Genomic DNA, 24,641 nt, shown 5'->3' on the forward strand with positions numbered 1-24,641 from the left:
TCGATTTTTGAGGCCTCGTCAGTCGAGGCCGATCAGGCGCGCGGTAATTGGCGAGGAGGGGTCCTTGAGGGCGTCGATCACGGTGAAATGGTTCAGCCCGGGATCGACGACAAGACGCGTCGGCACGTCGAATCCAGTCCAGACATTGGCCATCAGATCGGACTGGCGGATGAATTCGGGCCGCTCGTTGCCCCCGACCCAGGCGGTCACCGGCGAAGCCCCGCGCGGCAGATGCAGCGCCGCGCTTTCCAGCGTCGCCTCCTCCATCGTCATGCGCAGGGTGTCGTTCATCCTGGTCTTGAGCAGTGGACGCAGATCATGCAGGCCGCTGATCGAAAGCGTGCCGGCGACGCGGTTGTAGACGGCGGGCTCCAGCCGGCTGTCGTCGCACAGCATGCGCGTGACGAGATGACCGCCCGCGGAATGGCCGGCGAGCCGGATCGGACCCGCGACGAGCGAGGCCGCCTTGGCGGTCGCTGTGGTGATTTCCGCCGTAATGTCGGAGATGCGCGCGGCCGGCGTCAGCGTGTAGCTTGGCAGTGCCACGGTCCAGCCATGATGACGCGCGCCTTCGGCGAGATCAGTCCATGCCGATTTGTCGAAGCGCATCCAATAGCCGCCGTGGACGAACACGACGAGGCCCTTGCTGTCGCCGTCGGGCAGGACGAGGTCGAGCCGCTGGCGCTCGCTGGTGCCGTAGGCGATGTCAGCGCGAAACTCCTTCAGCCCGGCGCGATAAGCCGCCGCCCGCTCCGCCCACAGCGCCGGTATCTTGTCCGAGCCCGGGATATGGGCCGAATTGGCGTAAGCGTCATCCCAATCGCGCATCGTGACTTCCTCGACGGACTCAAGGCCTTGTGGACCTGGCGCCAGTCTGCCACCAGCGCGGGCGGCATCCTAGTCTTTAGTTTAAGCTTAAAGGATTTTGGAACGCCGGTGGATTGGGCAGCCCCCGTCATTGCGAGCGCAGCGACTTGTCCGCCGAAGCTTCAGCGAAGGCGGAAGCAATCCAGTCTGCCTCCGCGGTGGCAGTCTGGATTGCTTCGTCGCAAGGGCTCCTCGCAATGACGGCGGAAGGCCCCTACCCCTTCTCCACCCCGCACCAATTCGCGATGAATAGCGCCATTGCCTTGGTCGTCTTCTTCAGCGAGTCCAGATCGACATATTCATTGAAGCCGTGCATCTCGCCGCCGCTCGCGCCGAAGCAGAGGCTCGGGATGCCGTGATTGAGGCCGTAAAAGCGGGTGTCGGTGAGCGCGGTGAAGACGAGATCTTCGACTGCGCCGCCATAGACGGTGTTGAAGGCCTTGCCGAACGCCGCCTCAGGCGCGACGGCGTCGGTCAGCTCATAGCCTTCCGACAAAAAGCCCGACCATTCGACCTCCGGGGGATTATTGGCGAGGAAGCGGTGGTTGCGCGCGGCAGCCGCAACGCAGGCCATGATCTCCTTCTGGTGATCGGCGATCGACCAGCCCGGCAACACGGCAATCCGGCAATCGACGTCGCACCAGGCCGGCACGCTGGAGGCCCAGTCGCCGCCCTTGATGATGCCGGGGTTGAAGTTGATGGGATGGTTCAGCGTCTTGAAGTGACGATCGGCTTTCGCGCGCTCGTTCCACTCGATCTCGAGTTTTTGCAGCGCCTGGATCAAATGATAGGCCGCCATGATTGCGTTCGCGCCGGAGCCGGCGAAGGCGACATGGGTCGGATGGCCCTTCACGCGTAGGCGGAACCAGATCACGCCCACCTGCGAGCGCACCATCTTGCCGCCGGTCGGCTCTGGGATGAAGCAGGCATCGGCACGATAGCCGCGTTGAAGCGTCGAGAGTGCGCCGACGCCGGTGCTCTCCTCCTCGATCACCGACTGGAAGTGAATCCGCGCCGTCGGCTTGAGGCCCGCGGCCCTGATCGCATCGAGCGCGGAGAGCGCTGCGATGGTGCCGGACTTCATGTCGCACGCACCGCGACCGAACATCTTGCCGTCCTTGATGATGGGCGAGAACGGCGGGGTGTCCCATAGTTCCAGCGGCCCGGCTGGTACGACGTCGCAGTGGCCCTGGAGGATCAGCGATTTGCCCGCCTCTGTTTCGGGCCGGTACGTCCCGACCACAGTGCGCGCCTTCGAAAAATCGTGCTCGATGGGTCCGAAGCCGCGCAGATCCTTGAGGTCGTCGACATTGATATGCCAGTCGTCGACCTCGTAGCCGCGCACGCGCAGGAGGTCACCGATCATGTCCTGGCATGGCCCCTCCGCCCCGCGGGTCGAGGGGATCGCGACGAAATCGCGGGTGGTCGCGAGCTGGGTTTCGAAGCCGGCATCGACGGCGTCAAGAATCCTCTGCTGCGTTTCGGCATTCATCAGGCAACTCCAATCGGGCATTGAGATCATCGATGGAGCGCAAGCTAACCGATTTCAGCCGTTCGGGTACTCTGCAAAATAAGCATCCCGCAATGCATCTTCGAGCAGCCGGCCTTCCGAATAGCCATTCAGTGTCGCCGGCCGGCGCACGCCGTCGAGCAGCCGCGGGCAAGGCTCCGGCGCGCCGAGCACGGTGCGTACCGGGATGCGCTCGGCATAGATCGGCAATTCATAGTCCTCGTCGTCGTCGGCGACACCCTTGGCGCGGATTTTCGCGGAGGCCTCCTCGATCTCCATCGCGATAAAGGAGGTCGCCTTGATCTCCTGCGTGTTGCTCGCCCGCAGGCTTGCGGTGCGATCGGGGAAGAAGCGGTCGACCATCGCGATGACGGCGCGCTCCTTCTCCTCGGGATCGGTGACGAGATAGGCGGTGCCGAATGCCATCACGGCGCGGTAGTCGGCCGAGTGATTGAATCCACAGCGCGCCAGCACCAGACTGTCGAGATGGGCGACCGTCAGGCACACACGCTCGCCCCGGGTCTGGTTGCGCAGCATGCGGCTGGCGCTCGAGCCGTGCCAATACAGCTTGGTCCCTTCGCGCCAGAAAAAGGTCGGCGTGCAATAGGGCTGGCCGTCGATCGCGTAGGAGACGTGGCAGAGCATCGAGGAATCCAGGATGCGATGAACGGTGTCGTGATCGTAGAAGCCGCGGTCGTGACGGCGCTTCACCTGGTTGCGCGCGGATGTCGGATAGGAATTTGGGTTCTCGGTCTGGCTCACGGCCGCTCCTGTCGGATTGCAACACTTCCAGAGCAGTTGTAGCCGTGGATTTGGTCTGCGATAGTGCCAATTCCATGCGAAAAATTCCGACCAATTCCACCCCCTCGCCCGCCAAGGCCGAGCTGCCGCTCGATCTCGCAGGCCCGCACATCACGGCTGGCGCCTCGTCGGCGCATCGGCTGTATCAGGCACTGTGCGAGATGATCGTCGGCGGTCTGGTGAAACCCGGCGAGCCGCTGCCGCCGTCGCGCACGCTGGCCAAACAAACCGGCTTTCGGCGCAATGCCGTCGTCACCGCCTATGAGCGGCTGATCGCCGACGGCTTTGCCGACGCCACCGTCGGCTCCGGCACGTTTGTCGCCGCGCGCATTCCCGCACGCGCGGCCGAGCTGAAGCGGCCGAAGATCAGCGTCGAAACGCCGGGGCAAGGCGCGTTTTCGCTCGGCTGCACCCATATCGACGCCCGCGCCGTGCAGCGTTTCCGGGCCTTTGTCGGCCGTCGCATGCGCGCCTTCGGCGCGGAGCATCTGCACTATGGCGATCCCCGCGGGAGCCGCGAGCTGCGTGTGGCGATCGCCGATCATCTGTTGTCAGCGCGGGGCCTGCGCTGCGATCCCGATCAGATCATGCTGACGTCAGGCACGCTGCACGCGCTGCGCATCGTGCTGAGCGCGATCCTGAAGCCGAACGACCAGGTCTGGTGCGAGGATCCAGGCTACCCCGCCGCGCGCAAAACCATCGCGCATTGCGGCTATCGTGCCGTGTCCGTGCCCGTCGACGCGCACGGCATGCGGATCGCCAGAGGCCGCGCAGCGGCGCCGTCCGCGCGCGCAGCCTATGTGACGCCATCGCACCAGTTTCCGCTGGGCGTGCAGATGTCGATGCCGCGGCGGCTCGAGCTGCTGGACTGGGCCAGGCAGGCCGGCGCCTTCGTGCTGGAAGACGATTACGACAGCGAATTCCGTTATGACGGCGCGCCGCTGATGTCGCTGGCCGGCATCGATCACCTCCAGCGCGTGATCTACATGGGCACGTTCGCCAAGACGCTGTTTCCGGGCCTGCGCATCGGCTATTGCGCCCTGCCCGAGCGCTTGATTGCGGATGTCGCCGCGGGGCGGGCCGCGCTCGACCGCTTTCCCGGGACGCTGATGGAGGGTGCGGTGGCCGACATGCTGAATTCCGGCGCGTTCGCGGCGAACCTGAAGCGCGTGCGCAAGCTTTACCGCGAGGCGCGCGACGCGCTGGCCGGGACGCTCGAAGCCGCATCCGACGGCGTGCTGTCGGTGCCGGTCCCATCGCAGGGTCTGCATCTTGTCGCCCGGTTCGATCCCTCGGTCGATCCGCTCGTGGCGGCAGAAGCCAAGCAGGCCGCCCGCGCCGAAGGCTGGCTGTTGGCCGACACCTATTCACGCTCACGTCCACTGCCCGGCTTCGTGCTGGGATTTTCCGGCCACGCGGTTCCGAAGCTCGTGGCATCCGCCGAGCGGCTCGCGCGGGAATCGCGAGCGGCCTTGCGAGCGAGGCGCAAGCGGCCCGGCGGGCATGACCAACGTTCACTATGAGAATCGGCTACCGCTCCCTACATTGCGGCATCGATGCCGGGAGCTCACACCATGCTGCTACGCCGCGCGACTTGCCTCTCGCTCCTGATCTTCATCGCACTCGCCGCGACGGCGCGCGCAGGCACGGTCGGACGCGAGCAGGACATCGTCGATCTCAAGCTCGGCCAGCGCGTGCAAGTGGACGACGGAACCTGTCCCGCCGGACAAGTCAAGGAAGTGCGCGGCGCCAAGATGACCGACAAGGGCATCGCACGGACCAGCACCTGCGTGTCGCGGTTTGGTCCGAAATCAAAGCGATGAGCGCTACTTCGCCGGATCGAACATGCATTGCAGGGTCGGCTTGGCTATCTTGGTGAAGGTCGGGCCGATTTCGGTCTGCTTTGCGGCCGGCACCCAGTCGGTCTCGATCGTCGGCACCCCGGTCTCGCTGATGCCGCGCAGCAGGGCCTCGCGGAGATCGCGATCCTCGACGACGGCGGCGGCATGATCGTGCAGGCAGCCGCAGACCTCTTCCGGATGCTCCCACCGTCCGAGCATGCGCGGCGCGCATTGCCTCACGAACTCGGTACGGGGATCGGGTAATCTGGAGAGAGAGCGCACCTGCGCCTGAACGGCACTGATCGTCAGAAGGGATATGAACGCCGCAGCAAAAGTACGAACAATCATGATGGCCTTTATCGGCTGATTTTTCTTGTTGGCGATCAGAAGCGCGCGGCAACCACGATCGGCTGCTGCGCCGGGGCCATGATCGGCGAGCCGCTATACTGGAAAGTGCCGATGCCCGGGACATTGCCGTCCGGCGAGCCTGCGAACGAGGAGCCGGCAAGCACGAAACCGAAAGCAAGGATGAGGCTGAGCGTGCGCATGGACTTCTCTCCGAATTCGGTGGCCGGCGTGCGCCGTCGTCGTTGTGATGTTGATAACCATGGGCGGTTTCGCGCGTGATGCGCCAAAGCCGGAAAATGGTTTCATCTCCGTGAGAATTGTTTCGTCCCGCTCGCGGCGACGACACATTCGACGGAAAATCTCAATCTTTTCAGATGGGTCGTGCGGCAGCCCAATGTGGCCTGACAGGCTCCGGACGAGCTCGGATGCGCGCCGGAACGCTGGCGTCGCCATGATCCCGCCTCACACCCTTCACATGCGTTTTACGTTTTTCTGCTGAAGAGAAGCCGAACGAAGGCTGGGTCCTGTCGAACCGGGGGCGCTTCGACTGCGACCCAAGCTATCGAGACCGAGGACGCCCGGGGATCGCCGAGCGCGTTCATGTGAGGAACGGCCACCATGACGGCGCAAGTTCGCGCAACGACGCGCGATGCGGACCGACGAACGGACCGCCGGGAGCAACAGCCTGTTCGCAGCAGCGCCAATTCGCCTGGCGAAATGGCGCTGCAATCGAGCCGTGGGTTTGAGGCCACGCCGCAGTCATTCGTGCGGCTGACCGGCTCGCATCTTGCAAAACCGCGCGCCAACCGCGCTGACATCACCGAGTGAACGCAAGCGCGTCACTGAGTGAACGCAAGAGCGTCACTGGGTGAAGAACTCTCCGCACTTCTGGACGTTCGCGTCCGCCGGTCCCCACGGCATGACCGGCACGGTCGAGGTCGAGTTCTTCGGCGAACCCTCGATCAGCCTGTCCGAATAGACCATGTAGACCAGCACGTTGCGCTTGGCGTCACAGCCGCGCACGATCTGCATCTTCTTGAAGAACAGCGAGCGGCGCTGGCGGAACATGTCGTCGCCCTGCTCCATCTTGTTCTTGAATTTGATCGGGCCCACCTGACGGCAGGCGAGCGAAATGTCCGAGACCTCCTCGGCAAGGCCCAGCCAGCCCTTGAAGCCGCCCTTCTCCGGCACCGTGAAATGACAGGCCACGCCCTCGACTTCAGGATCGTCGAGGCCGTAGGTCGCAAGCTTGTCGTTTGGGCTCATCCATTTGAACACGGTCGAGCGGCGGAAGATCAGATCCGGCTCGTCCGCTGCGAAGGCGGACGCTGCCGGCACGGTCAGCGCCAGGAGGAATAAAGCGAGGCCTTTCAAGCGGATGCTGGAAAGACTGGGGAAACGAGATGACATGAAGTTCTCCGGTAACAAGTCCAGGCAATGTAGGCATCGGTTGACCGATCAGGAAGACGACCGGGGAGCCGACACGGCCGCCGTTTACCGCTCCGTGAGGCTTTTTTGCTACGGTTTGGACAAAAGTAGCTGATCGCAGAACCGCCGTGCTGGTGAACGCGTATCCCCTCTGAGAGACTAACATTTGATTTGGATTATGGATTCGATGATGAACAGCGTGAACGGGTCTGGTTTTTCTGCCAAGCCGGCGCGATTTTGGCAGGTCGCCATTTTGACGGCGGCGGGTGCGATCGGCACGGCGAGCCAGGCGGACGCAGCATTTTATTACTGGACGGATTATTCGGACGGGTCCTACGGGCGCCAGGAGCGCCACCCCGACGTCCCGCGCCAGAAGCCGCAGAAGCGCGCCACGGCCGGTAAGAAAGACCTTGTCGCCGAAAAAGAAGCCGGCACGAAACCGCAAGGTCCTCTCGTCATCGTCGTCTCGATCGACCGGCAGAAGGTCACGGTCTACGACACCAACGGCGTGTTCGCGGAATCCCCGGTGTCGACGGGCATGAAGGGCCATTCGACGCCGATGGGTGTGTTCAGCGTCATCCAGAAGCACAAATTCCACCACTCCAACATCTATAGCGGCGCGCCGATGCCGTACATGCAGCGGATCACGTGGTCGGGCGTCGCCATGCATGCGGGCGTGCTGCCGGGCTATCCGGCCTCGCACGGCTGCATCCGCATGCCGATGGCGTTCGCGGTGAAGATGTGGAACTGGACCAGGATGGGCGCGCGCGTGATCGTTTCGCCCGGTCAGATGTCGCCGCAGAACTTCTCACATCCGCTGCTTGCCTCGGTGCGCGTTCCGCCGCAACCCGCGGCCAGCCTCGAGCCGCAGACCAATGCCGGCGACAAGGCTGACAAGGGCACGGCCAATACCGCGGCCACCGAAGCAAAGCCGGTTGAAACGAAAACCGCCAGCGCCGACGGCGTGTTCGAGCTGCGCTCGTCGGTCGGCCACACCGTGATGTCGGACGTGACCACCGGATACGCTCCGGCCCGCGAGGACGCCGCAGCATCGGCCGACCAGACCGAGACAACGGCAAAGCCGGAGACCAAGACCGCCGAGGCGACGGACGCGGCCAAGCCCCAGGCCGGAGACGCCGTCCAGCCCGCGGACACTGAAGCGAAGCCTGTCGAGGCCGCGGAGACGCCGAAGTCGGAAACTGCCAAGCCTGAAACGGCCAAGTCTGAAACGGCCAAGTCTGAAACGGCCAAGTCCGAAACCGCGAAGTCCGAAACCGCGAAGACGTCCGATACGCCGGTCATGGCACCAGCGCAGGCGGCCACGCCCGACGTGAAGAAGGACGAGACCCGCGTTGCCGATCCGGCACCCGTGGCAAAACCTGAAGCGCCCAAGCGGGCGGGCCAGATCGCGGTCTTCATCAGCCGCAAGGATTCCAAGCTCTACGTGCGGCAGAACTTTGCGCCGCTGTTCGAGGTGCCTGTCACGATCGCTGCGAGTGATCGGCCGCTCGGCACCCATGTCTTCACCGCCGAAGTTGACAAGGCCGATTCCAATGCACTGCATTGGTCTGTTGTGTCATTGCCAGTATCCGTCCGCTCTGCCGCGCGCGAAGATAACGGCCGCATGACAAGCCGCCGGCGTGGCGCGGCCGTGATTCCCGTCGCTGCCAAGCCTGTGGTCACGCCGGACAGCCCGGCCGAGGCCCTCGACCGCGTCTCGATCGCGGCCGACACGATCGCGAAGATCAACGAAATGCTGACATCAGGCGGCTCGATCATCGTCTCTGACCAGGGCATCAACCAAGGCGAGACTGGCGAAGGCACCGATTTCATCGTCCGCCTGTACTAACGCGCTTCATCGCGGCAGATAACGCGGTGTTGACGAGGCCGCTCGCACCGGCGGAGTAAGATGCCTCCCAGATCATTTCGGGGGACGCCGTCATGATGAACCGCAGAACCATGCTCATCGCCGCCTTTGCAGGCACGCTGGCGCCGGCGACGCGTGCACGGGCGGATGGCGGCATGAGCCGAATCTCTGCCTTTGCCTTCTCTTTCCCGGCCTTGTCAGGCGACGACATCCGCCTTGCGGCCTTCACCGGCAAACCGCTGCTGGTGGTCAACACCGCTTCGCTGTGCGGTTACACGCCGCAATATGCCCGCCTGCAAGACATCTGGAGCGAGTTTCGCGAACGCGGCCTCACTGTCATTGGCGTGCCCTCCAACGACTTCGGCGGACAGGAGCCCGGCGGCACCAGCGAGATCTCGGAAACCGCCCACCACCTATACGGCGTTACCTTCCCGATGGCGGCCAAGGCCGTCGTGGTCGGTGCGAAGGCGCATCCGTTCTACAAATGGGCGGCAGAGGCGCGTCCGCGAGAAGTTCCGCGCTGGAACTTCCACAAATATCTGATCGGCCGCGACGGCTATATCGCCGATGTCTTTGCCTCCACGGTCGAGCCTGCCGATACGCGGATCAAGACGGCGATCGCCAAGGCGCTGGCCGACACTTGACGCCACGCGTTCCCAACCCGGTTGGGCACAATTGGGCTGGGGCGCCAAACAGCCGTTGCAATGGCGAGGGCCCACCATCTAGGCTAGGATCGTTAGGGGCAGGATGGTTTTGCCGGAGGCGAAAAGCCGCGGCGGAACAACGGGATCAATCTCGAGGACAACACCATGCGTGTGGCGGCAGGACTGATTTTAGCAAGCGCGATGTCTCTGGCGATGACGGGCGCGGCATGGTCGCAGACCCCGGCTGCAAAGCCCGCTGTTGCGACGCAGGCCGCACCGACGGCAACACCGGCTGCGGCTGCGCCCGCTGCGGCTCCGGCACCCGCTCCTGCAGCAGCCGCCGCGCCGGCGGGCTTCGTCAATCCTCCCCCGCCTAAACAGGCGCCGCAGCCCGCCCGCGCGGCCTGCAATACCCCCGGCGCACTCGGCGTCGCCCGCACGGTCGAGATCGACACCACGGGTGGTCCCGGCTTCGGCTTCGAGCATTTCAAGGAGCTCGACTTCCTGCGCGACAAGGAGGTGGTGCTGACTTTCGACGACGGCCCCTGGCCCAAGAACACGCCCGCGGTGCTGAAGGCGCTCGCCGACGAGTGCACCACCGGCATCTTCTTCTCCATCGGCAAGCACGCGACCTACGAGCCGGAGATCCTCAAGCAGGTCTACGCGGCCGGCCATACCGTGGGCACCCACACCTGGTCGCACGCCAACCTCAACAACAAGAAGCTCACGGAAGCGCAGCGCAAGGAGGAGATCGAGAAGGGCCTCTCCGCGGTGAAATGGGCGCTCGGCGGCATTTCGCCCTCGCCTTTCTTCCGCTTCCCGGCGCTCCAGCATCCGCCGGAGATGGTCACCTATCTCGGCAACCGCAACACGGCGATCTTCTCCTGCGACATCGACTCCTTCGACTTCAAGGCTTCGAAGCCCGAGAAGGTGATCGAGACCGTCATGAAGAAGCTCGAGAGCAAGGGCAAGGGCATCATCCTGATGCACGACTTCCAGAAGCACACTGCGGAAGCCCTGCCCGAATTGCTCAAGCGCCTGAAGGCCGGCGGTTACAAGGTGGTGGCGATGCGCGCCAAGTTCCCGGCCTCGACGCTGCCGGAATACGACCAGGAGCTGCTCAAGGACGTCAAGCTGCCGACGGTGAGCAACCGGCCGGTCAACAGCGTCGTGACGACGGTTTCCGAATAGCCGCGCCATTGTCCTTTCGGATCGAAGGCTACGTCATCGTTTCTGCCGACGGCATGCTCGCCGACGCCGATCATGTCATGCCTGACAGCCTAAAGTTCGAAGGCGACAAGCTGTTTTTCGAGCAGGCGCTCGATCGCGCCGCGCTGATCGTGCACGGCCGTCACTCGCACGAGCAGCAGCCGAATTCACCCAAGCGCAAGCGCCTGGTCCTGACCCGCAAGATCAAGGCTCTGACCGTCGATCCCGAAATGCCGAACGCGACCTTGTGGAATCCGGATCACGCCAGCTTCGAAGACGCCTGCGCGTTCGCCGATGTCGCCTCCGGCACCGTCGCAATCATCGGCGGGCCCGTCGTGTTCGACATGTTCATGCACCGCTACGACACGTTCTGGCTGTCGGAAGCCCCGCACCTGCGGCTGCCCGGCGGCGAAGGCTGTTTTGTCGAAGTACCGGAGCGCACGCCTCAGGAGGTGCTGGCCTCACACGGGATGAAGCCGGGCGCGCCGTATCTGCTCGACGCCGCGCATGACGTGACGGTGACGCCGTGGCGCAGGACGCAGGTGGTTTAAACCCTTACACGTCCCCGTAGGCCGCCTCGGCCGGACGCGTGGCGCGGCCATAGCCCATGATCATGAACAGCGCGCCGATGATCGACAGGTTCTTGAGCGCGTCGACCAGCATCTTGCCGTTGTCGGGCGGCACCTGATTCCAGAAGTCGTAGAACAGGAAGGTCGCGACCGCGAGATAGATGATCATCAGCATCGCGAAGAAGCGCGCGCCGAAATTCAGAGCGATCATCACCCCCGCGATGATCTCGAGCCCGCCGACCGCGATCGCCAGCAGTTGCGGCGTGGTCATGGCCGTCGCCGTCTCGATCTGCTTGGCGTAAGGCGCGATCATGTCGGGCACCACGACCTTGGCGGCGATGAAATCAACGGTCGCCTGCATGGCAAACAGTCTTGCCGCACCCGTGTAGATGAACAGCACGGCGAACAGGATCCGCCCGAAAGTCACGAACGCTGGCATGATCGGCCTCTTTGCTCAGGCATTTTGAAACCGGATTTTTGACGAAAGCACTCAGGGATTATGGAGAGTCATTCGCCGGTTTACAAACGGGGAAATCGCGAAGTGAAAGTAATTCAAAACTAGCACCAGGAGCCTCTTCCCCTCTCCCCTTGCGGGAGAGGGTGGCTCGCCGCGAAGCGGCGAGACGGGTGAGGGGTTTCTATCGGCAGGGACAACTCTCGAGATTCGTCGCGCGGAGAGAACCCCTCATCCGGCGCTTCGCGCCACCTTCTCCCGCAAGGGGAGAAGGGATTGCACCTCTCGCGCGGCCGCCCCTACGTAAACAACGTCGGCTGCTGCCGGGACGCGCGCTCCTGCGCTTCCACCACAGCGACCGCGGTCATGTTGAGGATGCCTCGCGCCGTCACCGACGGGGTGAGAATGTGGGCCGGGCGCGCCGGGCCGATCAGGATCGGACCGACGGGCAGCGCGTCCGCCAGCGACTTGATCATCTGGTAGGCGACGTTGGCGGTGTCGAGGCTTGGCATGATCATGATGTTGGCCTCGCCCTCGAGGTTGGAGTGCGGCAGCACCATTTTGCGCGCAGCGGCCGAGAGCGCGGTGTCGCCTTGCATCTCACCGTCGGCCTCGAGCTCCGGATGCTTCTCCTTCAGGAGCTGGGTCGCCCGGCGCATCTTGCGCGAGGATTCCGTGTCGTAGCTGCCGAAATCCGAATGCGAGACGAAGGCGATCTTCGGCTTGATGTTGAAGCGTTGGACGTGGACCGCCGCGAGCGAGGCGATCTCGGCGAGCTCTTCGGCGCTCGGATTGGGCCGCACCTGGGTGTCGGCGATGAAGAAGGCGCCCTTGCTCGTGATCAGCAGCGCCAGCGCCGCATAGTCGCTGATCCCCGGCGTGAAGCCGACGATCTCGCGGACATGGCGCAGATGGCTCATGTAGCGGCCCTCGACGCCGCAGAGCATGGCGTCCGCCTCGCCGCGCACCACCGCGAGCGCCGCGATGACGGTGTTGTTGGTGCGCACCACCGTGCGCGCCGCGTCCGGCGTGACGCCGCGGCGGCCGGCGACCTCGACATAGGATTGCACGTAGGAGCGGTAGCGCGGATCGTCCTCGGGATTGACGAGGTCGAAGTCCTTGCCGGCCTTGATCGACAGGCCGAAGCGCTTGATGCGCGCCTCGACCACCGACGGACGTCCGACCAGGATCGGCGTCGCCAGCTTTTCTTCCAGCACCACCTGGGTCGCGCGCAGCACGCGCTCGTCCTCGCCTTCGGCGTAAATCACCCGCACCGGCTGGGTCTTGGCCTTCGCGAACATCGGCTTCATGACGAGGCCGGAGCGGAACGCGAAGCGCTCGAGCAGCGCGGTGTACTCGTCGAAATTGGTGATGGGCCGGGTCGCAACGCCCGATTCCATCGCGGCCTTCGCCACCGCCGGCGCGATGCGCAGGATCAACCTCGGATCAAAAGGACTCGGGATCAGCGAGCCCGGGCCAAACCCTTGCGTCTCGCCGGTATCGAAGCCTTGCGCGACCGCATCGGACGGCGCCTCGCGCGCGAGCTGCGCGATGGCCTCGACGGCGGCGTGCTTCATCTCCTCGTTGATGGCGCTGGCGCCGACATCGAGCGCGCCGCGGAAGATGAAGGGAAAGCACAGGACGTTGTTGACCTGGTTCGGAAAATCGGAGCGGCCGGTGCAGATCATGGCGTCGGGACGCACCTTGCGCGCCTCCTCCGGCATGATCTCCGGCGTCGGATTCGCGAGCGCCATGATGAGCGGCTTGTCGCCCATCGCCTTGGCCATCTCGGGCTTGAGCACGCCCGGTGCGGAGAGGCCGATGAAGATGTCGGCGCCGCCGATGACGTCGGCGAGGGTGCGCTTGTCGGTCTTCTGCGCATAGACCGCCTTCCAACGGTCCATCGTGGTGTTGCGACCTTCGTGAACGAGGCCGTCGATGTCGCAGACCCAGATGTTCTTGCGCTGCGCGCCCATCGACACCAGCAGGTTCAGTGTCGCGAGCGCTGCGGCCCCTGCTCCCGATGCCACGATCTTGACGTCCGACAGGTTCTTGCCGTTCAGGCGCAGGCCATTGGTGATCGCGGCGGCGACGATGATCGCGGTGCCATGCTGGTCGTCATGGAAGACCGGGATCTTCATGCGCTCCTTGAGCTGCGCCTCGATCTCAAAGCATTCCGGTCCGCGGATGTCCTCGAGATTGATGCCGCCGAAGGTCGGCTCGAGCGCGGCCACCGTCTCGACCACGCGCTCGATGGTATCGGCCGCGATCTCGATGTCGAACACGTCGATACCGGCAAATTTCTTGAACAGGACCGCCTTGCCCTCCATCACCGGCTTCGAGGCCAGCGGACCGATATTGCCGAGGCCGAGCACGGCGGTGCCGTTCGAAACCACGGCGACCAGATTGGAGCGGATCGTCAGCGTCGCCGCTTCCGCCGGATTCTTGGCGATCTCCATGCAGGCGGCGGCGACGCCGGGAGAATAGGCCAGCGCGAGGTCACGCTGGTTGGCGAGCGGCTTGCTCGCCTGAATCTCGAGCTTTCCGGGGCGCGGCAGACGGTGATAGGCGAGCGCCGCCTGGTGGAGATCATCGGAATAAGACGACATGCGGTGTCTCGCCTCGCGTTACCGGCCTCAAACTACGTTGTCCTGACCGGCCCGCCTTCCGGTGGTATTTCCGGGTCATGGAAACGGGATGAAGCACGCCGGGCGCCCCGGTGGCAACATCCGATTGCGGCCCCATCAACAGGGCGCGCCGTCAAATATCTGATAGCGTTCACTTTCCCTGGACCGCGCATTGCTTTGCGAATATGGCAGGTTGCGTGCTGCAACGCGAGCAACTGGAGCCGGGAATGAAGAGAATCCTGATCGGCCTGATCGTGGTGGCCGCGGTGGCCGCCGGCGGATGGTTCGGCTTCAATCTCTACGTCCAGCATCGCACCACCTCCGAGGTGGAGGCCGCGTTCGAGCAAATCCGCAAGCAAGGCGGCAAGGCTAGTTACGGCAAGATCGCCTTCGATCTGCCCACGCGCACCCTCACGATCGAGGACATCGCGGTTACGCCCGGCAAGGAGCCGCAGGCGCAGATCAGGATCGCCGCGATCAAGGGCACGGGCGTTCGCCGGATCGACGAGACGAGGTTTTCGGCCGACGATATCGATATCACCGGGCTCGAGGTTGCGCTGGACCAGATCGGCGCTGCCAAGCTGAAGGTCGCGTACAAGATCCCGCAACTGGTCATGCGCGACTATGCCGGTCCTGTTCACGCGGGTCAGGTGCCGGCGGACGGCTCGCTGGTCGATGTGTACCGCTACGTGCTCGGCCAATATGCGAGTGTCGCTGCATCGTCGCTCACGGCCCCGACCCTCACGATCAGCTTCGATTCCGGCACCGCCGGCAGCGGCGAGGTCACCTATTCCGGACTGGCGATCCAGAACCTGAAGCACGGCAAGATCGACGCGATGAAGTCGGACCGCGCCGTGATCTCGGTCGACGTGAAGCAGCCCGGCAAACCGGACAAGCTGACTGGCGAATTGTCGAACATCATCGTCAACGATTTCGACGCGAGCGCGATCCTCGCCGCGCTCGATCCGCAGACGGCCAACGACGACAGCTACCGCCGGGTCTACCGGCAGGTCTCGACAGGCCCCTATGCGCTCAAATCGGCACAGGGACTGCGAGTGGATATCGACGGCTTCACCATGGAAGACATCGCCGTCCAGCCCTCGAAATTCCGGCTGGCCGAGATATTTGCTGCGCTGCCACGGGATCAATCGGCCCCGCCGACGCCGGCAGAGGCACGCGAGCTGCTGGAGAAGCTCGCCGGAGTCTATGAGGGTCTTCGCATCGGTAAGGCCGAAATCGGCAAGATGTCGGTCGGCACGCCGCAAGGAACGGCCACGGTTAATGCCATCCGATATCGCGACGGCGAGTTCGCGGTCGAAGGTGTCGACACGCCGTCTCCGCAGGGACAGTTCAAGATGGAGCGCTTCGCGCTGAAATCCTTCAGCACGGCGAATTTGATGCGCTGGGCAGCAAGCCTCACCACTCCCGGGCGGGCGCCCTCGCCGGATCAGATGCTCGGGCTGTTCGGCGTGCTCGCAGGCGCGGAGATCAAGGGCGTGACGGCGCCGTTCAAGACCACCAAGAAGCTGGTCATGATCCACACACTGAGCCTGGACTGGGGACAGCTGGTCGGCTCGATCCCGAGCAAGGCGCATGTGGTTGCCAAATTTGTGACGCCGGTCGATCCATCCGACCCAAAACAGATTCCATTGATTGCCAGCGGGATCGACAAGCTCGCGATCGACCTCGATCTCGGCGCTGCCTGGACCGAACAGTCCAACAGCTTCGCTCTGACGCCTGCGACCCTCGACATCGGAGGGATCGCAAGAGCGCAACTGCGTATCGCGCTCGGCAACGTATCACGCGAGGTGTTTTCGGCCGATCCAGCCCAGCTCATTGGCCAAGCGGCCCGGATCGAGGCGGGCACGCTCGAATTCTCATTGCGCGATAGCGGCGTCGTCGATCTCGTCGCGGCGCAGTTCGCGCGCATGCAGAATGTCAGCCGCGATACCGCACGCCAGGCGCTCGTCGAGAGCATCAGGGCTAAACGGGAGCAAGTTGCTTCCGTCAATCCGGATGCGAACGCGGCCGTGGACGCGATCGCCCGCTTCGTCGAGACGCCGGGCCAGACGCTTTCCATTAAGCTGTCCCCACGCGCCAAGGCACCACTGATGCAATTGATGCAGCTCTTGCAAACCGACCCACAGAGCGCGCTTGCGCAGTTCAGGATCGAGGCGTCGACGGGGCTGTAGTTTGATCTCGTGTCCCGGACGCGTCGCGGCATGCAATGACGCGACGCAGAGCCGGGATCCAGAAGCTTGCTGATCGCTGAGACTGGGCCCCGGCTCAGCAGCGCATCACTACGTGCTGCGCTGCGTCCGGGGCACCCGCTCACTTCTGCGGCAAATTCACCTTCACATGCAGCTCGCGGAGCTGCTTGGGGGTGGCGTCCGACGGCGCGCCCATCAGGAGGTCCATGGCCTGCTGGTTCATCGGGAACAGCGAGATCTCGCGCAGATTGTTGGTGCCGCACAACAGCATGACGATGCGGTCAACGCCGGCGGCCATGCCGCCATGCGGCGGCGCGCCGTACTGGAAGGCGCGGTACATGCCGCCGAAGCGATCGACGACTTCCTGCTCGCCATAGCCGGCGATCTCGAACGCCTTCACCATCGCTTCCGGCACGTGGTTGCGGATGCCGCCCGAGGCGATCTCGTAGCCGTTGCAGGTGATGTCGTACTGGAACGCCTTGATGGTCAGCGGGTCCTGGCCCTTCAAGGCATCGAGGCCACCCTGCGGCATCGAGAACGGGTTGTGCGAGAAGTCGACCTTCTTGTCCTCTTCGTTGTACTCGTACATCGGGAAGTCGACGATCCAGGCCAGCTCAAACCGCTCCTTGTCGGTGAGGTTCAACTCCTCGCCGACCTTGTTGCGGGCCAAGCCTGAGAACTTCCAGAACTTGTCGGGATCGCCGGCGACGAAGAAGGCGGCATCGCCTTCCTTCACGCCGATCTGCGCGCGGATCGCGGCGGTGCGCTCAGCACCGATGTTGTTGGCGAGCGGACCAGCACCTTCGCCGCCCTCGCGCCACATGATGTAGCCAAGGCCCGGCTGTCCCTCGCCCTGCGCCCATGAATTCATGCGGTCGCAGAAGGCGCGCGAGCCGCCGCCCGGCGCCGGGATCGCCCAAACCTGGTTCTTGGGGTCCTCCAACATGCGGGCGAACACCTTGAAGCCGGAGCCGCGGAAGTGTTCGGAGACGTCCTGCATCTCGATCGGGTTGCGCAGGTCCGGCTTGTCGGAGCCGTACTTGCGCAAGGCTTCCGCGAACGGAATCCGGCGCCAGCCCTTGGTCACCGGCTTGCCCTTGGCGAACTCCTCGAACACGCCGGTGATGACAGGCTCCATCGCGGCGAAGACATCTTCCTGCGTGACAAAGCTCATCTCGACGTCGAGCTGGTAAAACTCGCCCGGCAGGCGGTCGGCGCGCGGGTCCTCGTCGCGGAAGCAGGGCGCGATCTGGAAGTAGCGATCGAAGCCCGACATCATCAACAGCTGCTTATACTGCTGCGGCGCCTGCGGCAGCGCGTAGAACTTGCCGGGATGGATGCGCGACGGCACCAGGAAGTCGCGCGCGCCTTCCGGTGAGGACGCGGTCAGGATCGGGGTGTTGAACTCGAAGAAACCCTGCCCCTCCATGCGCCGGCGCATCGACTTGATGATTTCGACGCGCGTCATGATGTTCTGGTGCAGCTTCTCGCGACGCAGGTCGAGGAAGCGGTACTTGAGACGGATGTCTTCAGGATATTCCTGGTCGCCGAACACCGGCAGCGGCAAATCGCCCGCCGGGCCCAGCACTTCGATCTCGCTGACATAGATCTCGATCTTGCCGGTCGGCAAATCGTCATTGTCGGTGCCTTCGGGGCGGCGGCGGACCTTGCCGTCCATCTTGACCACGAATTCCGAACGCAGCTTCTCGGCCTGCGAGAACGCCGGCGAGTCCGGATCGACCACGCACTGGGTCAGGCCGTAATGGTCGCGCAGGTCGATGAACAGCACGCCGCCATGGTCGCGAACGCGATGGACCCAGCCTGAAAGGCGGACCGTCTCGCCGATGTTGCTCTCGCGGAGCGCGCCGCATGTATGTGACCGGTAGCGATGCATGGTCGTCCCAAATTCAATGTCGGAGGATCGAATCGATAGGGCGAATGGCCCTATGCGAAAGTTGCGGCAGGGTTTACCCGACGAGGCGGAGGGCGGCAACCAAGGGAACGGCCCGTTTTCGGCTGGAAGTGCCCATTTTTGCCCAATCCGGGCTCAAGCCTTTGCCATCAGGCGTTCCACGCCTATCTTGACGCCATGACAGTCCATTTCCCGTTCCAGAACTCCTATTCGGCGCTGCCGGACAGCTTTTTCGCCCGGGTCGCACCGACGCCGGTGGCGGCGCCCCGGCTGATCAAGCTGAACCGGCCGCTGGCGGTCCAGCTCGGGCTCGATCCTGACGTGCTGGAGACCCCTGAGGGGGCCGAAATTCTGGCCGGCAAAACGGTTCCCGCCGGCGCCGATCCCATCGCCATGGCCTACGCCGGCCACCAGTTCGGACAGTTCGTGCCCCAGCTGGGCGACGGACGGGCAGTGCTGCTCGGCGAAGTCATCGACAAGGACGGCATCCGCCGCGACATTCAGCTCAAGGGCTCGGGACCCACCCCGTTCTCCCGCCGCGGCGACGGCCGTGCCGCGCTCGGGCCGGTGCTGCGCGAATATATCGTGAGCGAGGCGATGTTCGCGCTGGGCATCCCGACCACGCGCTCACTCGCTGCCGTCGTCACCGGCGAGCACGTCATCCGCGAGACCGCGCTGCCCGGCGCGGTGCTGACCCGCGTCGCCTCGAGCCACATCCGCGTCGGCACCTTCCAGTTCTTCGCGGTCCGCCGCGACACCGATGCGATCCGCCGGCTCGCCGACCACGTCATCGCCCGCCACTATCCGGAGTTGCTCGGCGCCGAGCGGCCCTATCACGCGCTGCTGTCCGGCGTCGTCGCGCGCCAGGCCGATCTCGTCGCACGCTGGCTGCTGGTCGGCTTCATCCACGGCGTGATGAACACAGACAACTCATCGATATCAGGCGAGACTATCGATTACGGTCCGTGCGCGTTCATGGATTCCTATAATCCGGCGCAGGTGTTTTCCTCGATCGACGAGATGGGCCGCTATGCCTATGCCAACCAGCCGCGCATCGCACTGTGGAATCTGACCCGACTGGCCGAATGCCTGCTGCCGCTGTTCTCCGACCATCAGGAAAAGGCGGTCGCGGAAGCCCAGGACATTCTCGGCGCCTTCTCCGAGACGTTCAGCGACGCCTATCAGGCGGGCCTGCGCAAGAAGGTCGGCCTGTTCACGGAACGCGATGGCGACGATGCGCTGATCCAGGACCTGCTCGACGCCATGGCGAAGAACCAGGCCGACTTCACCCTCACCTTCCGCAAGCTCGGTGACGCCGCTGGTGATCCGGCTGCCGACGATGCACGTGCCCAGTTCATGGACCCCGGGGCGTTCGATGAATGGGCCAGGCGCTGGCGCGAGCGCACGGCGCTTGAGCCGCAAACCGCAGCCGAACGGCAAGCCACCATGCACGCCGTCAACCCGATGTTCATCCCGCGCAACCACCGCGTCGAGGCCGTGATCCAGGCGGCGGTCAACAACGACGATTACACGCCGTTCGAGGAATTGGTGAAGGTACTGGCCAAGCCGTTCGAGGACCAGCCGGACTACGCCGCCTACGCCGATCCCCCGCTGCCAGAGCAGCGAGTGCTGCAGACGTTCTGCGGGACGTAGCTACGAACTTGGTGCGTAGGGTGGATTAGCCGAAGGCGTAATCCACCCCCTCTCTCTCAACAAGCGGAAAGTGAAGAGGTGGATTACGCTTCGCTAATCCACCCTACGACTGACGCGGCCGCGATCATCAAGCCCGCTCACCGAACTCGCCTGTCATGTTGAGATTGCCACCCGTTAGAGCAGCAATAGCACAACTTGAAGTTGGCTCACAGTTGTGGATTACGCCTTCGGCTAATCGACCCTACCGAGCCGAGCTTGTGGACGCCTCGCGCCTCGGGAACCGCTGTCATCAAACTGAAACACTCGCGCTCTAACGGCCTGTCAGGGCTGTCTTGCCGGAGGCGCCCATCCTCCAACGGTCCTGACAAGCGCCATGCCCTTCAAGTTCATCCACATCACCGACACGCATCTCGCGAACCCCGGGCTGAAGCTGTATGGCCTCGACCCGCGCGCCCGACTGGACGCTGCGATTGCCGACATCAACAAGCATCACGTCGATGCCGCCTTCGCGGTGGTGACCGGCGACCTCACCCATTGGGGCGAGGCTGAATCCTACGCCAATTTCGCCGACGCAATGGCGGCGTTGAAAATCCCCTACATCGCCATGGTCGGCAATCACGACCGCCGTGTCGCCTGTCTGGACGGCTTGAGGTCCGCCCCGCGCGATCCGAACGGTTTCGTGCAGGGCACACGCACCACCGAGCACGGTCTGTTCGTGTTTCTGGACACGCTGGACGAAACCAGCCACGCCGGCGAGATGTGCGCCAAGCGCCTGGGCTGGCTCGCAAGCACGCTGGCTGCGGCGCCGGCGGAGATGCCGTTCGTGGTCTTCATGCATCATCCGCCGTTCCCGGTCGGCGTGCACGCGATGGACGAGATCGCGCTGGCGCAGAGCGCCGAGTTCGCCGAGGTGATCGCGCCCTATCGCTCACGCATCCGCCACCTCTTCTTCGGCCACGTGCACCGGCCGATCTTCGGCAGCTACGGCAAGATCCCGTTCTCGACGCTTCGCGGCACCAACCACCAGGTCTGGTTCGAGCTCGACGCTGCCGCGGCCGAGCATCTCGCCAGCCATGAGCCGCCGGCCTACGGCGTGGTGCTGATCGACGGCGAGAACCTGGTCGTGCACAGCCACGACTTCCTCGACAGCAGTCTGCGCTTTCCCTTCGAACCACCGGCGGGAGTGGACGGCCGCGACTATGCGCTCAATTTCCCGGCGCGATGAGATGAGCTTCGCAGAACCCGCGGCTCTCCCGGTCGCGGCCTCGGCGGCGCCGCGCCTGCGTGTCCTGAAGCGGTTCTCTCACCGCTTCAAGACCTCGCTGCCGGCCTATCTCCTGCTGCTGCCCTCGCTCGTCTTCCTCGCGCTGTTCACCTACGGTGCGATGGGCCGCGTCCTCGTCGACGCGCTGTATCAGCGCGCCACGCCCAGGGCGCCGGTCCGTTTCGTCGGTCTCGACAATATCGCAGCGGTGCTTGCGGACCCCGCCTTCACTGGCGCGGTCGTCAACAATCTCGTCTATGCCGTCGGCACCGCGGTCCCGAGCATTGGCCTCGCGCTGCTGTTCGCGCTGGCGCTGGCGCGCACCAACGCCGTCACCAGTGCGCTGCGCGCCGCGCTGTTTTTGCCGGTGCTGATTCCGATGGTCGCGGCATCCGCGCTGTTCCTGTTCATCTTCCTGCCCAATGTCGGACTGCTCGACTATTACATCGGCGGCCTGCTTCCGGTGCTGCCGAACTGGCTCGGCGATTCCGACATCGCGCTTTATGCGATCATGGTCATCACGATCTGGAAGAACGCCGGCTACTACATGCTGTTCTTCCTGGCCGGCCTCCAGGCGGTGCCGGAAGATGTCATGGAAGCCGCCCATCTCGACGGCGCCGGGCCGTACCAGCGGCTGCGCCACATCATCTTGCCCGAGCTCAAGCCCACCTTCCTGTTCGTCACGGTCATCGCCACACTCAACGCGGTCACGCAGGTCGACCACGTCTTCGTCATGACCAAGGGCGGGCCGTCCAACGCGACCAATCTCGTGCTGTTCTACATCTACCAACAGGCGGTCGAGCACTACGACATCGGCAAGGCTTCGGCAGCGACACTGCTGACGCTTGCGGCGCTGATGGGCCTCACCGCGCTCTCCTTCCGGACGATGGCAAACCGCGGGGGCGGGTCATGAGGCTGTTCGACCGTCTGTTCAGGGACGCCCCGCTCGCCACCCGCCGGGAGATCACGCCAAAGCTCGGCTTTGCGCTGACCGTGCTGCTCGCGGTGGTCTGGCTGATCCCGTTCCTGTGGATGGGTGTGGCGACGCTGCGCCCGGCATCCGACGGCATCAACCTCATGGCCGAGCTGATGCCGAGCCTGAAGCCGACGCTCGACAACGTCAGGGACGCCTGGGAGATCGGCGATTTCCCGCGCTACACCCTCAACACCATCATCATCTGCACCGGCATTCTCCTGGTGCAGGTCTTCACGATCACACTGGCGGGCTTTGCCTTTGCGCGGCTCGACTTCGCCGGAAAATCGCTGATCTTCTATCTGTTCCTGATGCAGCTGATGCTGGTGCCGGTGCTGCTGATCGTGCCCAATTTGAGCCTGGTGGCGCAGCTCGGCCTCTACGACACGCTCACCGGCGTGATGATGCCGTTCTTCGCTTCCGCCTTCGGCACCTTCCTGATGCGGCAAGCGTTCGAGGCGATACCGACCGAGCTGGAAGACGCTGCCCTGATCGACGGCGCCAGCCTGCTCCAGCGCATCCGCCACATCTACGTGCCGCTGTCGATGCCGAGCTTCTCGGCCTTTGCCATCATCTCCGTGACCAGCCATTGGAACGACTTCCTGTGGCCGCTGATGGTGATCAATTCGCCGGACAAGCGGCCGCTCACGGTCGGGCTCTCGGTCTTCACCGCGACCGCGGAAGGAACGCAGGCCTGGGGCACCATCGCCGCCGGCACGCTGATGGTGATCGCACCGCTGCTCGTCACCTTCCTGATCTTCCAGAAACGCTTCATCAGCTCTTTCGTCACCTCAGGCATCAAATAGGAGATTTCTCGATGCTGTTTTCCCGCAGGCTCATGCTTGGTTTTGCCATTGCAGGCACTTTGGCAAGCGCCCTCACCTTCCCGGCGCTGGCCGAAGGCCCGACCGAGATCGACCTGTTCTTCCCCGTCCCCGTCGACGGCAAGCTCGCCCGCGACATGGGCACCCTGATCAAGGAATTCAACGAGGGACATCCGAACATCAAGGCGACCGCCGTCTACACCGGTTCCTATGACGACACGCTGATCAAGACGCGCGCCTCGATCAAGGCCGGCAAGCCGCCGGCTGCCGTGATCATGTCGGCGAACTTTCTGCTCGATATGCAGATCGAGAACGAGCTCACAAACCTCGATCCCTTGATCGCCGCCGACGGCACCACCAAGGAGCAGTTTCTGGGCCAGTTCTTTCCAGCGCTGCAGGGTAACGCGGTGATCAATCGCTCGGTCTATGGCGTGCCATTCCATAACTCGACGCCGCTGCTCTACATCAACGCCGACAAGGCGAAGGAAGCAGGCCTCGATCCGAGCAAGCCGCCGCAGACCTGGGCCGAATTGACCGACTGGGCCAAGAAGCTCACGAAGCGCGAGGGTGACAAGGTGACCCAATGGGGCATCGCGATCCCCTGCGCCTACGACTATTGCGGGTGGATGATGGAAACGCTCACCATGACCAATGGCGGGCGCTACTACAACGAGGAGTTCGGCGGCGAGGTCTATTACGACACGCCCTCGATGCTGGGCGCGCTGACCTGGTGGAACGACCTCGTCACCAAGCACAAGGTTCACCCGCCGGGCGCGACGCCTGGCCCCGCCGTCAGCACCTCCTTCATCTCCGGCAACGCCGCGATGATGATGCTCTCGACCGGCTCGCTGACCTATGTGCGTGACAACGCCAAGTTCGCCTACAAGGTCGCCTTCATCCCGCGCAACGTCCGCAACGCGGTGCCGATCGGCGGTGCCTCGCTGATCGTTCCCGCGGGCCAGGAAGCCGACAAGCAGAAGGCCGCCTGGACCCTGATCAAGTGGATGACCTCGCCCGAGAAGAGCGGCTGGTGGAGCCGCGCCACCGGCTATTTCGCGCCCAACATGGCCGCCTACAAGACGCCTGACATGGTCGAATTCCTGAACAAGAACCCGGACGCCAAGACCGCCGTCGAGCAGCTCGACGTCGCCAAGCCCTGGTTCGCGACCTACAAGACCGTGCCGGTGCGCAAGACGCTGGAGGACGAGGTGATGCTGGTTCTCAACGGCAAGAAGCAGCCGAAGGAAGCCCTCGTCGCCGCCCAGAAGGCCGCCGACGAGACGCTCAAGCCGTACAACGCGGAGACGTCGCTGAAGCTGCCGTAAGGCCTGCTGCAACGTCAAACGAACGTCGGCGCCCCGTCCTGCGGGGCGCCGATTTCGTTTTGAACGGTCGCCCCCGTTAACCCCGCGTCCACCATCCGGCCCGGCCCGCCGCCGGTAACCACGAGAATTAACAGACCCTCAATTCGCCCCAGACAAGTTTAGCAATGTTTCTGAGGGGTTTTGCCGTGGATCTGTTGGTTTTCGAGTTCCTGGGGCTGGCGCTGGTCGCCATGTGTGTGGTCGTGGTGGCACTGCCTTGCGCGCGCAAACCCTCCCGGCGGGTCCGCTACGAATAGGATTTTCGTCGGAAAATGC

Annotated in this window: 22 protein-coding genes; 13 read left to right on the plus strand and 9 right to left on the minus strand. The window is 64.1% G+C overall.

What is annotated here, in order from left to right:
- Positions 1–18 precede the first annotated feature (18 nt).
- The 3 genes from AC0L2F_RS28840 to AC0L2F_RS28850 form a co-directional block, all read right to left on the minus strand.
- The gene (locus AC0L2F_RS28840) at positions 19–828 is read right to left on the minus strand and encodes an alpha/beta hydrolase (RefSeq protein WP_473250731.1); all 810 of its coding nucleotides are present in this window, start codon (positions 826–828) and stop codon (positions 19–21) included.
- A 253-nt stretch (positions 829–1,081) separates the two neighbouring features.
- Positions 1,082–2,359: an ArgE/DapE family deacylase gene (locus tag AC0L2F_RS28845; protein ID WP_473250732.1), complete on the minus strand. Its 1,278-nt coding sequence runs from the start codon at positions 2,357–2,359 to the stop codon at positions 1,082–1,084.
- 54 nt (positions 2,360–2,413) lie between these two features.
- Complete coding sequence (locus AC0L2F_RS28850; protein ID WP_473250733.1) at positions 2,414–3,139, minus strand: pyridoxamine 5'-phosphate oxidase family protein; 726 nt, start codon at positions 3,137–3,139, stop codon at positions 2,414–2,416.
- A 74-nt stretch (positions 3,140–3,213) separates the two neighbouring features.
- On the opposite strand from AC0L2F_RS28850, the gene pdxR reads away from it, so the two are divergent.
- Both pdxR and AC0L2F_RS28860 read left to right on the plus strand, forming a co-directional pair.
- Positions 3,214–4,701, plus strand: a complete 1,488-nt coding sequence (pdxR, locus tag AC0L2F_RS28855) for a MocR-like pyridoxine biosynthesis transcription factor PdxR (RefSeq protein WP_473250734.1) — start codon at positions 3,214–3,216, stop codon at positions 4,699–4,701.
- A gap of 51 nt (positions 4,702–4,752) precedes the next feature.
- Positions 4,753–5,001 carry a DUF6719 family protein gene (locus AC0L2F_RS28860; RefSeq protein ID WP_007609447.1) on the plus strand — a complete coding sequence of 83 codons (249 nt, stop codon included), beginning with the start codon at positions 4,753–4,755 and terminating at the stop codon, positions 4,999–5,001.
- A gap of 3 nt (positions 5,002–5,004) precedes the next feature.
- On the opposite strand, the gene AC0L2F_RS28865 is transcribed toward AC0L2F_RS28860, so the two are convergent.
- Positions 5,005–5,367: a hypothetical protein gene (locus tag AC0L2F_RS28865; RefSeq protein ID WP_473250735.1), complete on the minus strand. Its 363-nt coding sequence runs from the start codon at positions 5,365–5,367 to the stop codon at positions 5,005–5,007.
- A 35-nt stretch (positions 5,368–5,402) separates the two neighbouring features.
- The gene (locus tag AC0L2F_RS28870; RefSeq protein WP_473250736.1) at positions 5,403–5,567 is read right to left on the minus strand and encodes a hypothetical protein; all 165 of its coding nucleotides are present in this window, start codon (positions 5,565–5,567) and stop codon (positions 5,403–5,405) included.
- Positions 5,568–5,985: 418 nt separating this feature from the next.
- Between AC0L2F_RS28870 and AC0L2F_RS28875 the strand changes: the two genes are divergently transcribed.
- A complete protein-coding gene (locus tag AC0L2F_RS28875) occupies positions 5,986–6,195 on the plus strand; it encodes a hypothetical protein (protein ID WP_007609438.1) in 210 nt (69 codons plus the stop codon).
- A 33-nt stretch (positions 6,196–6,228) separates the two neighbouring features.
- Here AC0L2F_RS28875 and AC0L2F_RS28880 read toward each other — a convergent pair whose 3' ends face one another.
- Positions 6,229–6,777, minus strand: a complete 549-nt coding sequence (locus AC0L2F_RS28880) for a CreA family protein (RefSeq protein ID WP_007609437.1) — start codon at positions 6,775–6,777, stop codon at positions 6,229–6,231.
- 208 nt (positions 6,778–6,985) lie between these two features.
- Here AC0L2F_RS28880 and AC0L2F_RS28885 point away from each other — a divergent pair, with 208 nt between their 5' ends.
- From AC0L2F_RS28885 to AC0L2F_RS28900, 4 genes are all read left to right on the plus strand, one after another.
- On the plus strand, positions 6,986–8,644 hold the full coding sequence (locus AC0L2F_RS28885) for a L,D-transpeptidase (RefSeq protein WP_473250767.1): 1,659 nt from the start codon (positions 6,986–6,988) through the stop codon (positions 8,642–8,644).
- 92 nt (positions 8,645–8,736) lie between these two features.
- Complete coding sequence (locus AC0L2F_RS28890) at positions 8,737–9,306, plus strand: glutathione peroxidase (RefSeq protein WP_473250737.1); 570 nt, start codon at positions 8,737–8,739, stop codon at positions 9,304–9,306.
- A 165-nt stretch (positions 9,307–9,471) separates the two neighbouring features.
- On the plus strand, positions 9,472–10,497 hold the full coding sequence (locus AC0L2F_RS28895; protein ID WP_007609428.1) for a polysaccharide deacetylase family protein: 1,026 nt from the start codon (positions 9,472–9,474) through the stop codon (positions 10,495–10,497).
- Positions 10,498–10,505: 8 nt separating this feature from the next.
- Positions 10,506–11,066, plus strand: a complete 561-nt coding sequence (locus AC0L2F_RS28900; protein ID WP_473250738.1) for a dihydrofolate reductase — start codon at positions 10,506–10,508, stop codon at positions 11,064–11,066.
- Positions 11,067–11,070: 4 nt separating this feature from the next.
- On the opposite strand, the gene AC0L2F_RS28905 is transcribed toward AC0L2F_RS28900, so the two are convergent.
- Together AC0L2F_RS28905 and AC0L2F_RS28910 are read right to left on the minus strand one after the other, a co-directional pair.
- Positions 11,071–11,523, minus strand: coding sequence for a DoxX family protein (locus tag AC0L2F_RS28905; RefSeq protein ID WP_007609426.1), 453 nt, complete (start codon positions 11,521–11,523; stop codon positions 11,071–11,073).
- A gap of 314 nt (positions 11,524–11,837) precedes the next feature.
- A complete protein-coding gene (locus AC0L2F_RS28910) occupies positions 11,838–14,147 on the minus strand; it encodes an NADP-dependent malic enzyme (RefSeq protein WP_007609425.1) in 2,310 nt (769 codons plus the stop codon).
- A 245-nt stretch (positions 14,148–14,392) separates the two neighbouring features.
- Here AC0L2F_RS28910 and AC0L2F_RS28915 point away from each other — a divergent pair, with 245 nt between their 5' ends.
- Positions 14,393–16,357 carry a hypothetical protein gene (locus AC0L2F_RS28915; protein ID WP_473250739.1) on the plus strand — a complete coding sequence of 655 codons (1,965 nt, stop codon included), beginning with the start codon at positions 14,393–14,395 and terminating at the stop codon, positions 16,355–16,357.
- 139 nt (positions 16,358–16,496) lie between these two features.
- Here the strand turns inward: AC0L2F_RS28915 and aspS are convergent, their stop codons facing one another.
- Entirely contained in the window at positions 16,497–18,269 is a 1,773-nt protein-coding gene (gene aspS / locus AC0L2F_RS28920) for an aspartate--tRNA ligase (RefSeq protein WP_473250740.1), read from the minus strand.
- A 195-nt stretch (positions 18,270–18,464) separates the two neighbouring features.
- On the opposite strand from aspS, the gene AC0L2F_RS28925 reads away from it, so the two are divergent.
- The 5 genes from AC0L2F_RS28925 (at position 18,465) to AC0L2F_RS28945 (ending at position 24,326) form a co-directional block, all read left to right on the plus strand.
- A complete protein-coding gene (locus AC0L2F_RS28925) occupies positions 18,465–19,940 on the plus strand; it encodes a protein adenylyltransferase SelO (RefSeq protein ID WP_473250741.1) in 1,476 nt (491 codons plus the stop codon).
- Between the two features lie 373 nt (positions 19,941–20,313).
- Positions 20,314–21,165: a phosphodiesterase gene (locus AC0L2F_RS28930; RefSeq protein WP_063992671.1), complete on the plus strand. Its 852-nt coding sequence runs from the start codon at positions 20,314–20,316 to the stop codon at positions 21,163–21,165.
- A 1-nt stretch (position 21,166) separates the two neighbouring features.
- Positions 21,167–22,117, plus strand: coding sequence for a carbohydrate ABC transporter permease (locus tag AC0L2F_RS28935; protein WP_473250742.1), 951 nt, complete (start codon positions 21,167–21,169; stop codon positions 22,115–22,117).
- The gene (locus AC0L2F_RS28940) at positions 22,114–22,983 is read left to right on the plus strand and encodes a carbohydrate ABC transporter permease (protein WP_063992673.1); all 870 of its coding nucleotides are present in this window, start codon (positions 22,114–22,116) and stop codon (positions 22,981–22,983) included. The genes AC0L2F_RS28935 and AC0L2F_RS28940 overlap by 4 nt, the downstream gene beginning before the upstream one ends.
- Before the next feature lie 11 nt (positions 22,984–22,994).
- Positions 22,995–24,326: an ABC transporter substrate-binding protein gene (locus AC0L2F_RS28945; RefSeq protein ID WP_007609407.1), complete on the plus strand. Its 1,332-nt coding sequence runs from the start codon at positions 22,995–22,997 to the stop codon at positions 24,324–24,326.
- Positions 24,327–24,641 lie beyond the last annotated feature (315 nt).

This window comes from Bradyrhizobium sp. Ken64, from assembly GCF_055807555.1.

Bases quoted from the DNA above. Each gene is read 5' to 3' on its own strand.
- AC0L2F_RS28840 (WP_473250731.1), bottom strand. From the start codon at position 828: ATGCGCGATTGGGATGACGCTTACGCCAATTCGGCCCATATCCCGGGC.
- AC0L2F_RS28845 (WP_473250732.1), bottom strand. From the start codon at position 2,359: ATGAATGCCGAAACGCAGCAGAGGATTCTTGACGCCGTCGATGCCGGC.
- pdxR (WP_473250734.1), top strand. From the start codon at position 3,214: ATGCGAAAAATTCCGACCAATTCCACCCCCTCGCCCGCCAAGGCCGAG.
- AC0L2F_RS28860 (WP_007609447.1), top strand. From the start codon at position 4,753: ATGCTGCTACGCCGCGCGACTTGCCTCTCGCTCCTGATCTTCATCGCA.
- AC0L2F_RS28865 (WP_473250735.1), bottom strand. From the start codon at position 5,367: ATGATTGTTCGTACTTTTGCTGCGGCGTTCATATCCCTTCTGACGATC.
- AC0L2F_RS28870 (WP_473250736.1), bottom strand. From the start codon at position 5,567: ATGCGCACGCTCAGCCTCATCCTTGCTTTCGGTTTCGTGCTTGCCGGC.
- AC0L2F_RS28875 (WP_007609438.1), top strand. From the start codon at position 5,986: ATGACGGCGCAAGTTCGCGCAACGACGCGCGATGCGGACCGACGAACG.
- AC0L2F_RS28880 (WP_007609437.1), bottom strand. From the start codon at position 6,777: ATGTCATCTCGTTTCCCCAGTCTTTCCAGCATCCGCTTGAAAGGCCTC.
- AC0L2F_RS28885 (WP_473250767.1), top strand. From the start codon at position 6,986: ATGAACAGCGTGAACGGGTCTGGTTTTTCTGCCAAGCCGGCGCGATTT.
- AC0L2F_RS28890 (WP_473250737.1), top strand. From the start codon at position 8,737: ATGATGAACCGCAGAACCATGCTCATCGCCGCCTTTGCAGGCACGCTG.
- AC0L2F_RS28895 (WP_007609428.1), top strand. From the start codon at position 9,472: ATGCGTGTGGCGGCAGGACTGATTTTAGCAAGCGCGATGTCTCTGGCG.
- AC0L2F_RS28905 (WP_007609426.1), bottom strand. From the start codon at position 11,523: ATGCCAGCGTTCGTGACTTTCGGGCGGATCCTGTTCGCCGTGCTGTTC.
- AC0L2F_RS28910 (WP_007609425.1), bottom strand. From the start codon at position 14,147: ATGTCGTCTTATTCCGATGATCTCCACCAGGCGGCGCTCGCCTATCAC.
- AC0L2F_RS28915 (WP_473250739.1), top strand. From the start codon at position 14,393: ATGAAGAGAATCCTGATCGGCCTGATCGTGGTGGCCGCGGTGGCCGCC.
- aspS (WP_473250740.1), bottom strand. From the start codon at position 18,269: ATGCATCGCTACCGGTCACATACATGCGGCGCGCTCCGCGAGAGCAAC.
- AC0L2F_RS28925 (WP_473250741.1), top strand. From the start codon at position 18,465: ATGACAGTCCATTTCCCGTTCCAGAACTCCTATTCGGCGCTGCCGGAC.
- AC0L2F_RS28930 (WP_063992671.1), top strand. From the start codon at position 20,314: ATGCCCTTCAAGTTCATCCACATCACCGACACGCATCTCGCGAACCCC.
- AC0L2F_RS28935 (WP_473250742.1), top strand. From the start codon at position 21,167: ATGAGCTTCGCAGAACCCGCGGCTCTCCCGGTCGCGGCCTCGGCGGCG.
- AC0L2F_RS28940 (WP_063992673.1), top strand. From the start codon at position 22,114: ATGAGGCTGTTCGACCGTCTGTTCAGGGACGCCCCGCTCGCCACCCGC.
- AC0L2F_RS28945 (WP_007609407.1), top strand. From the start codon at position 22,995: ATGCTGTTTTCCCGCAGGCTCATGCTTGGTTTTGCCATTGCAGGCACT.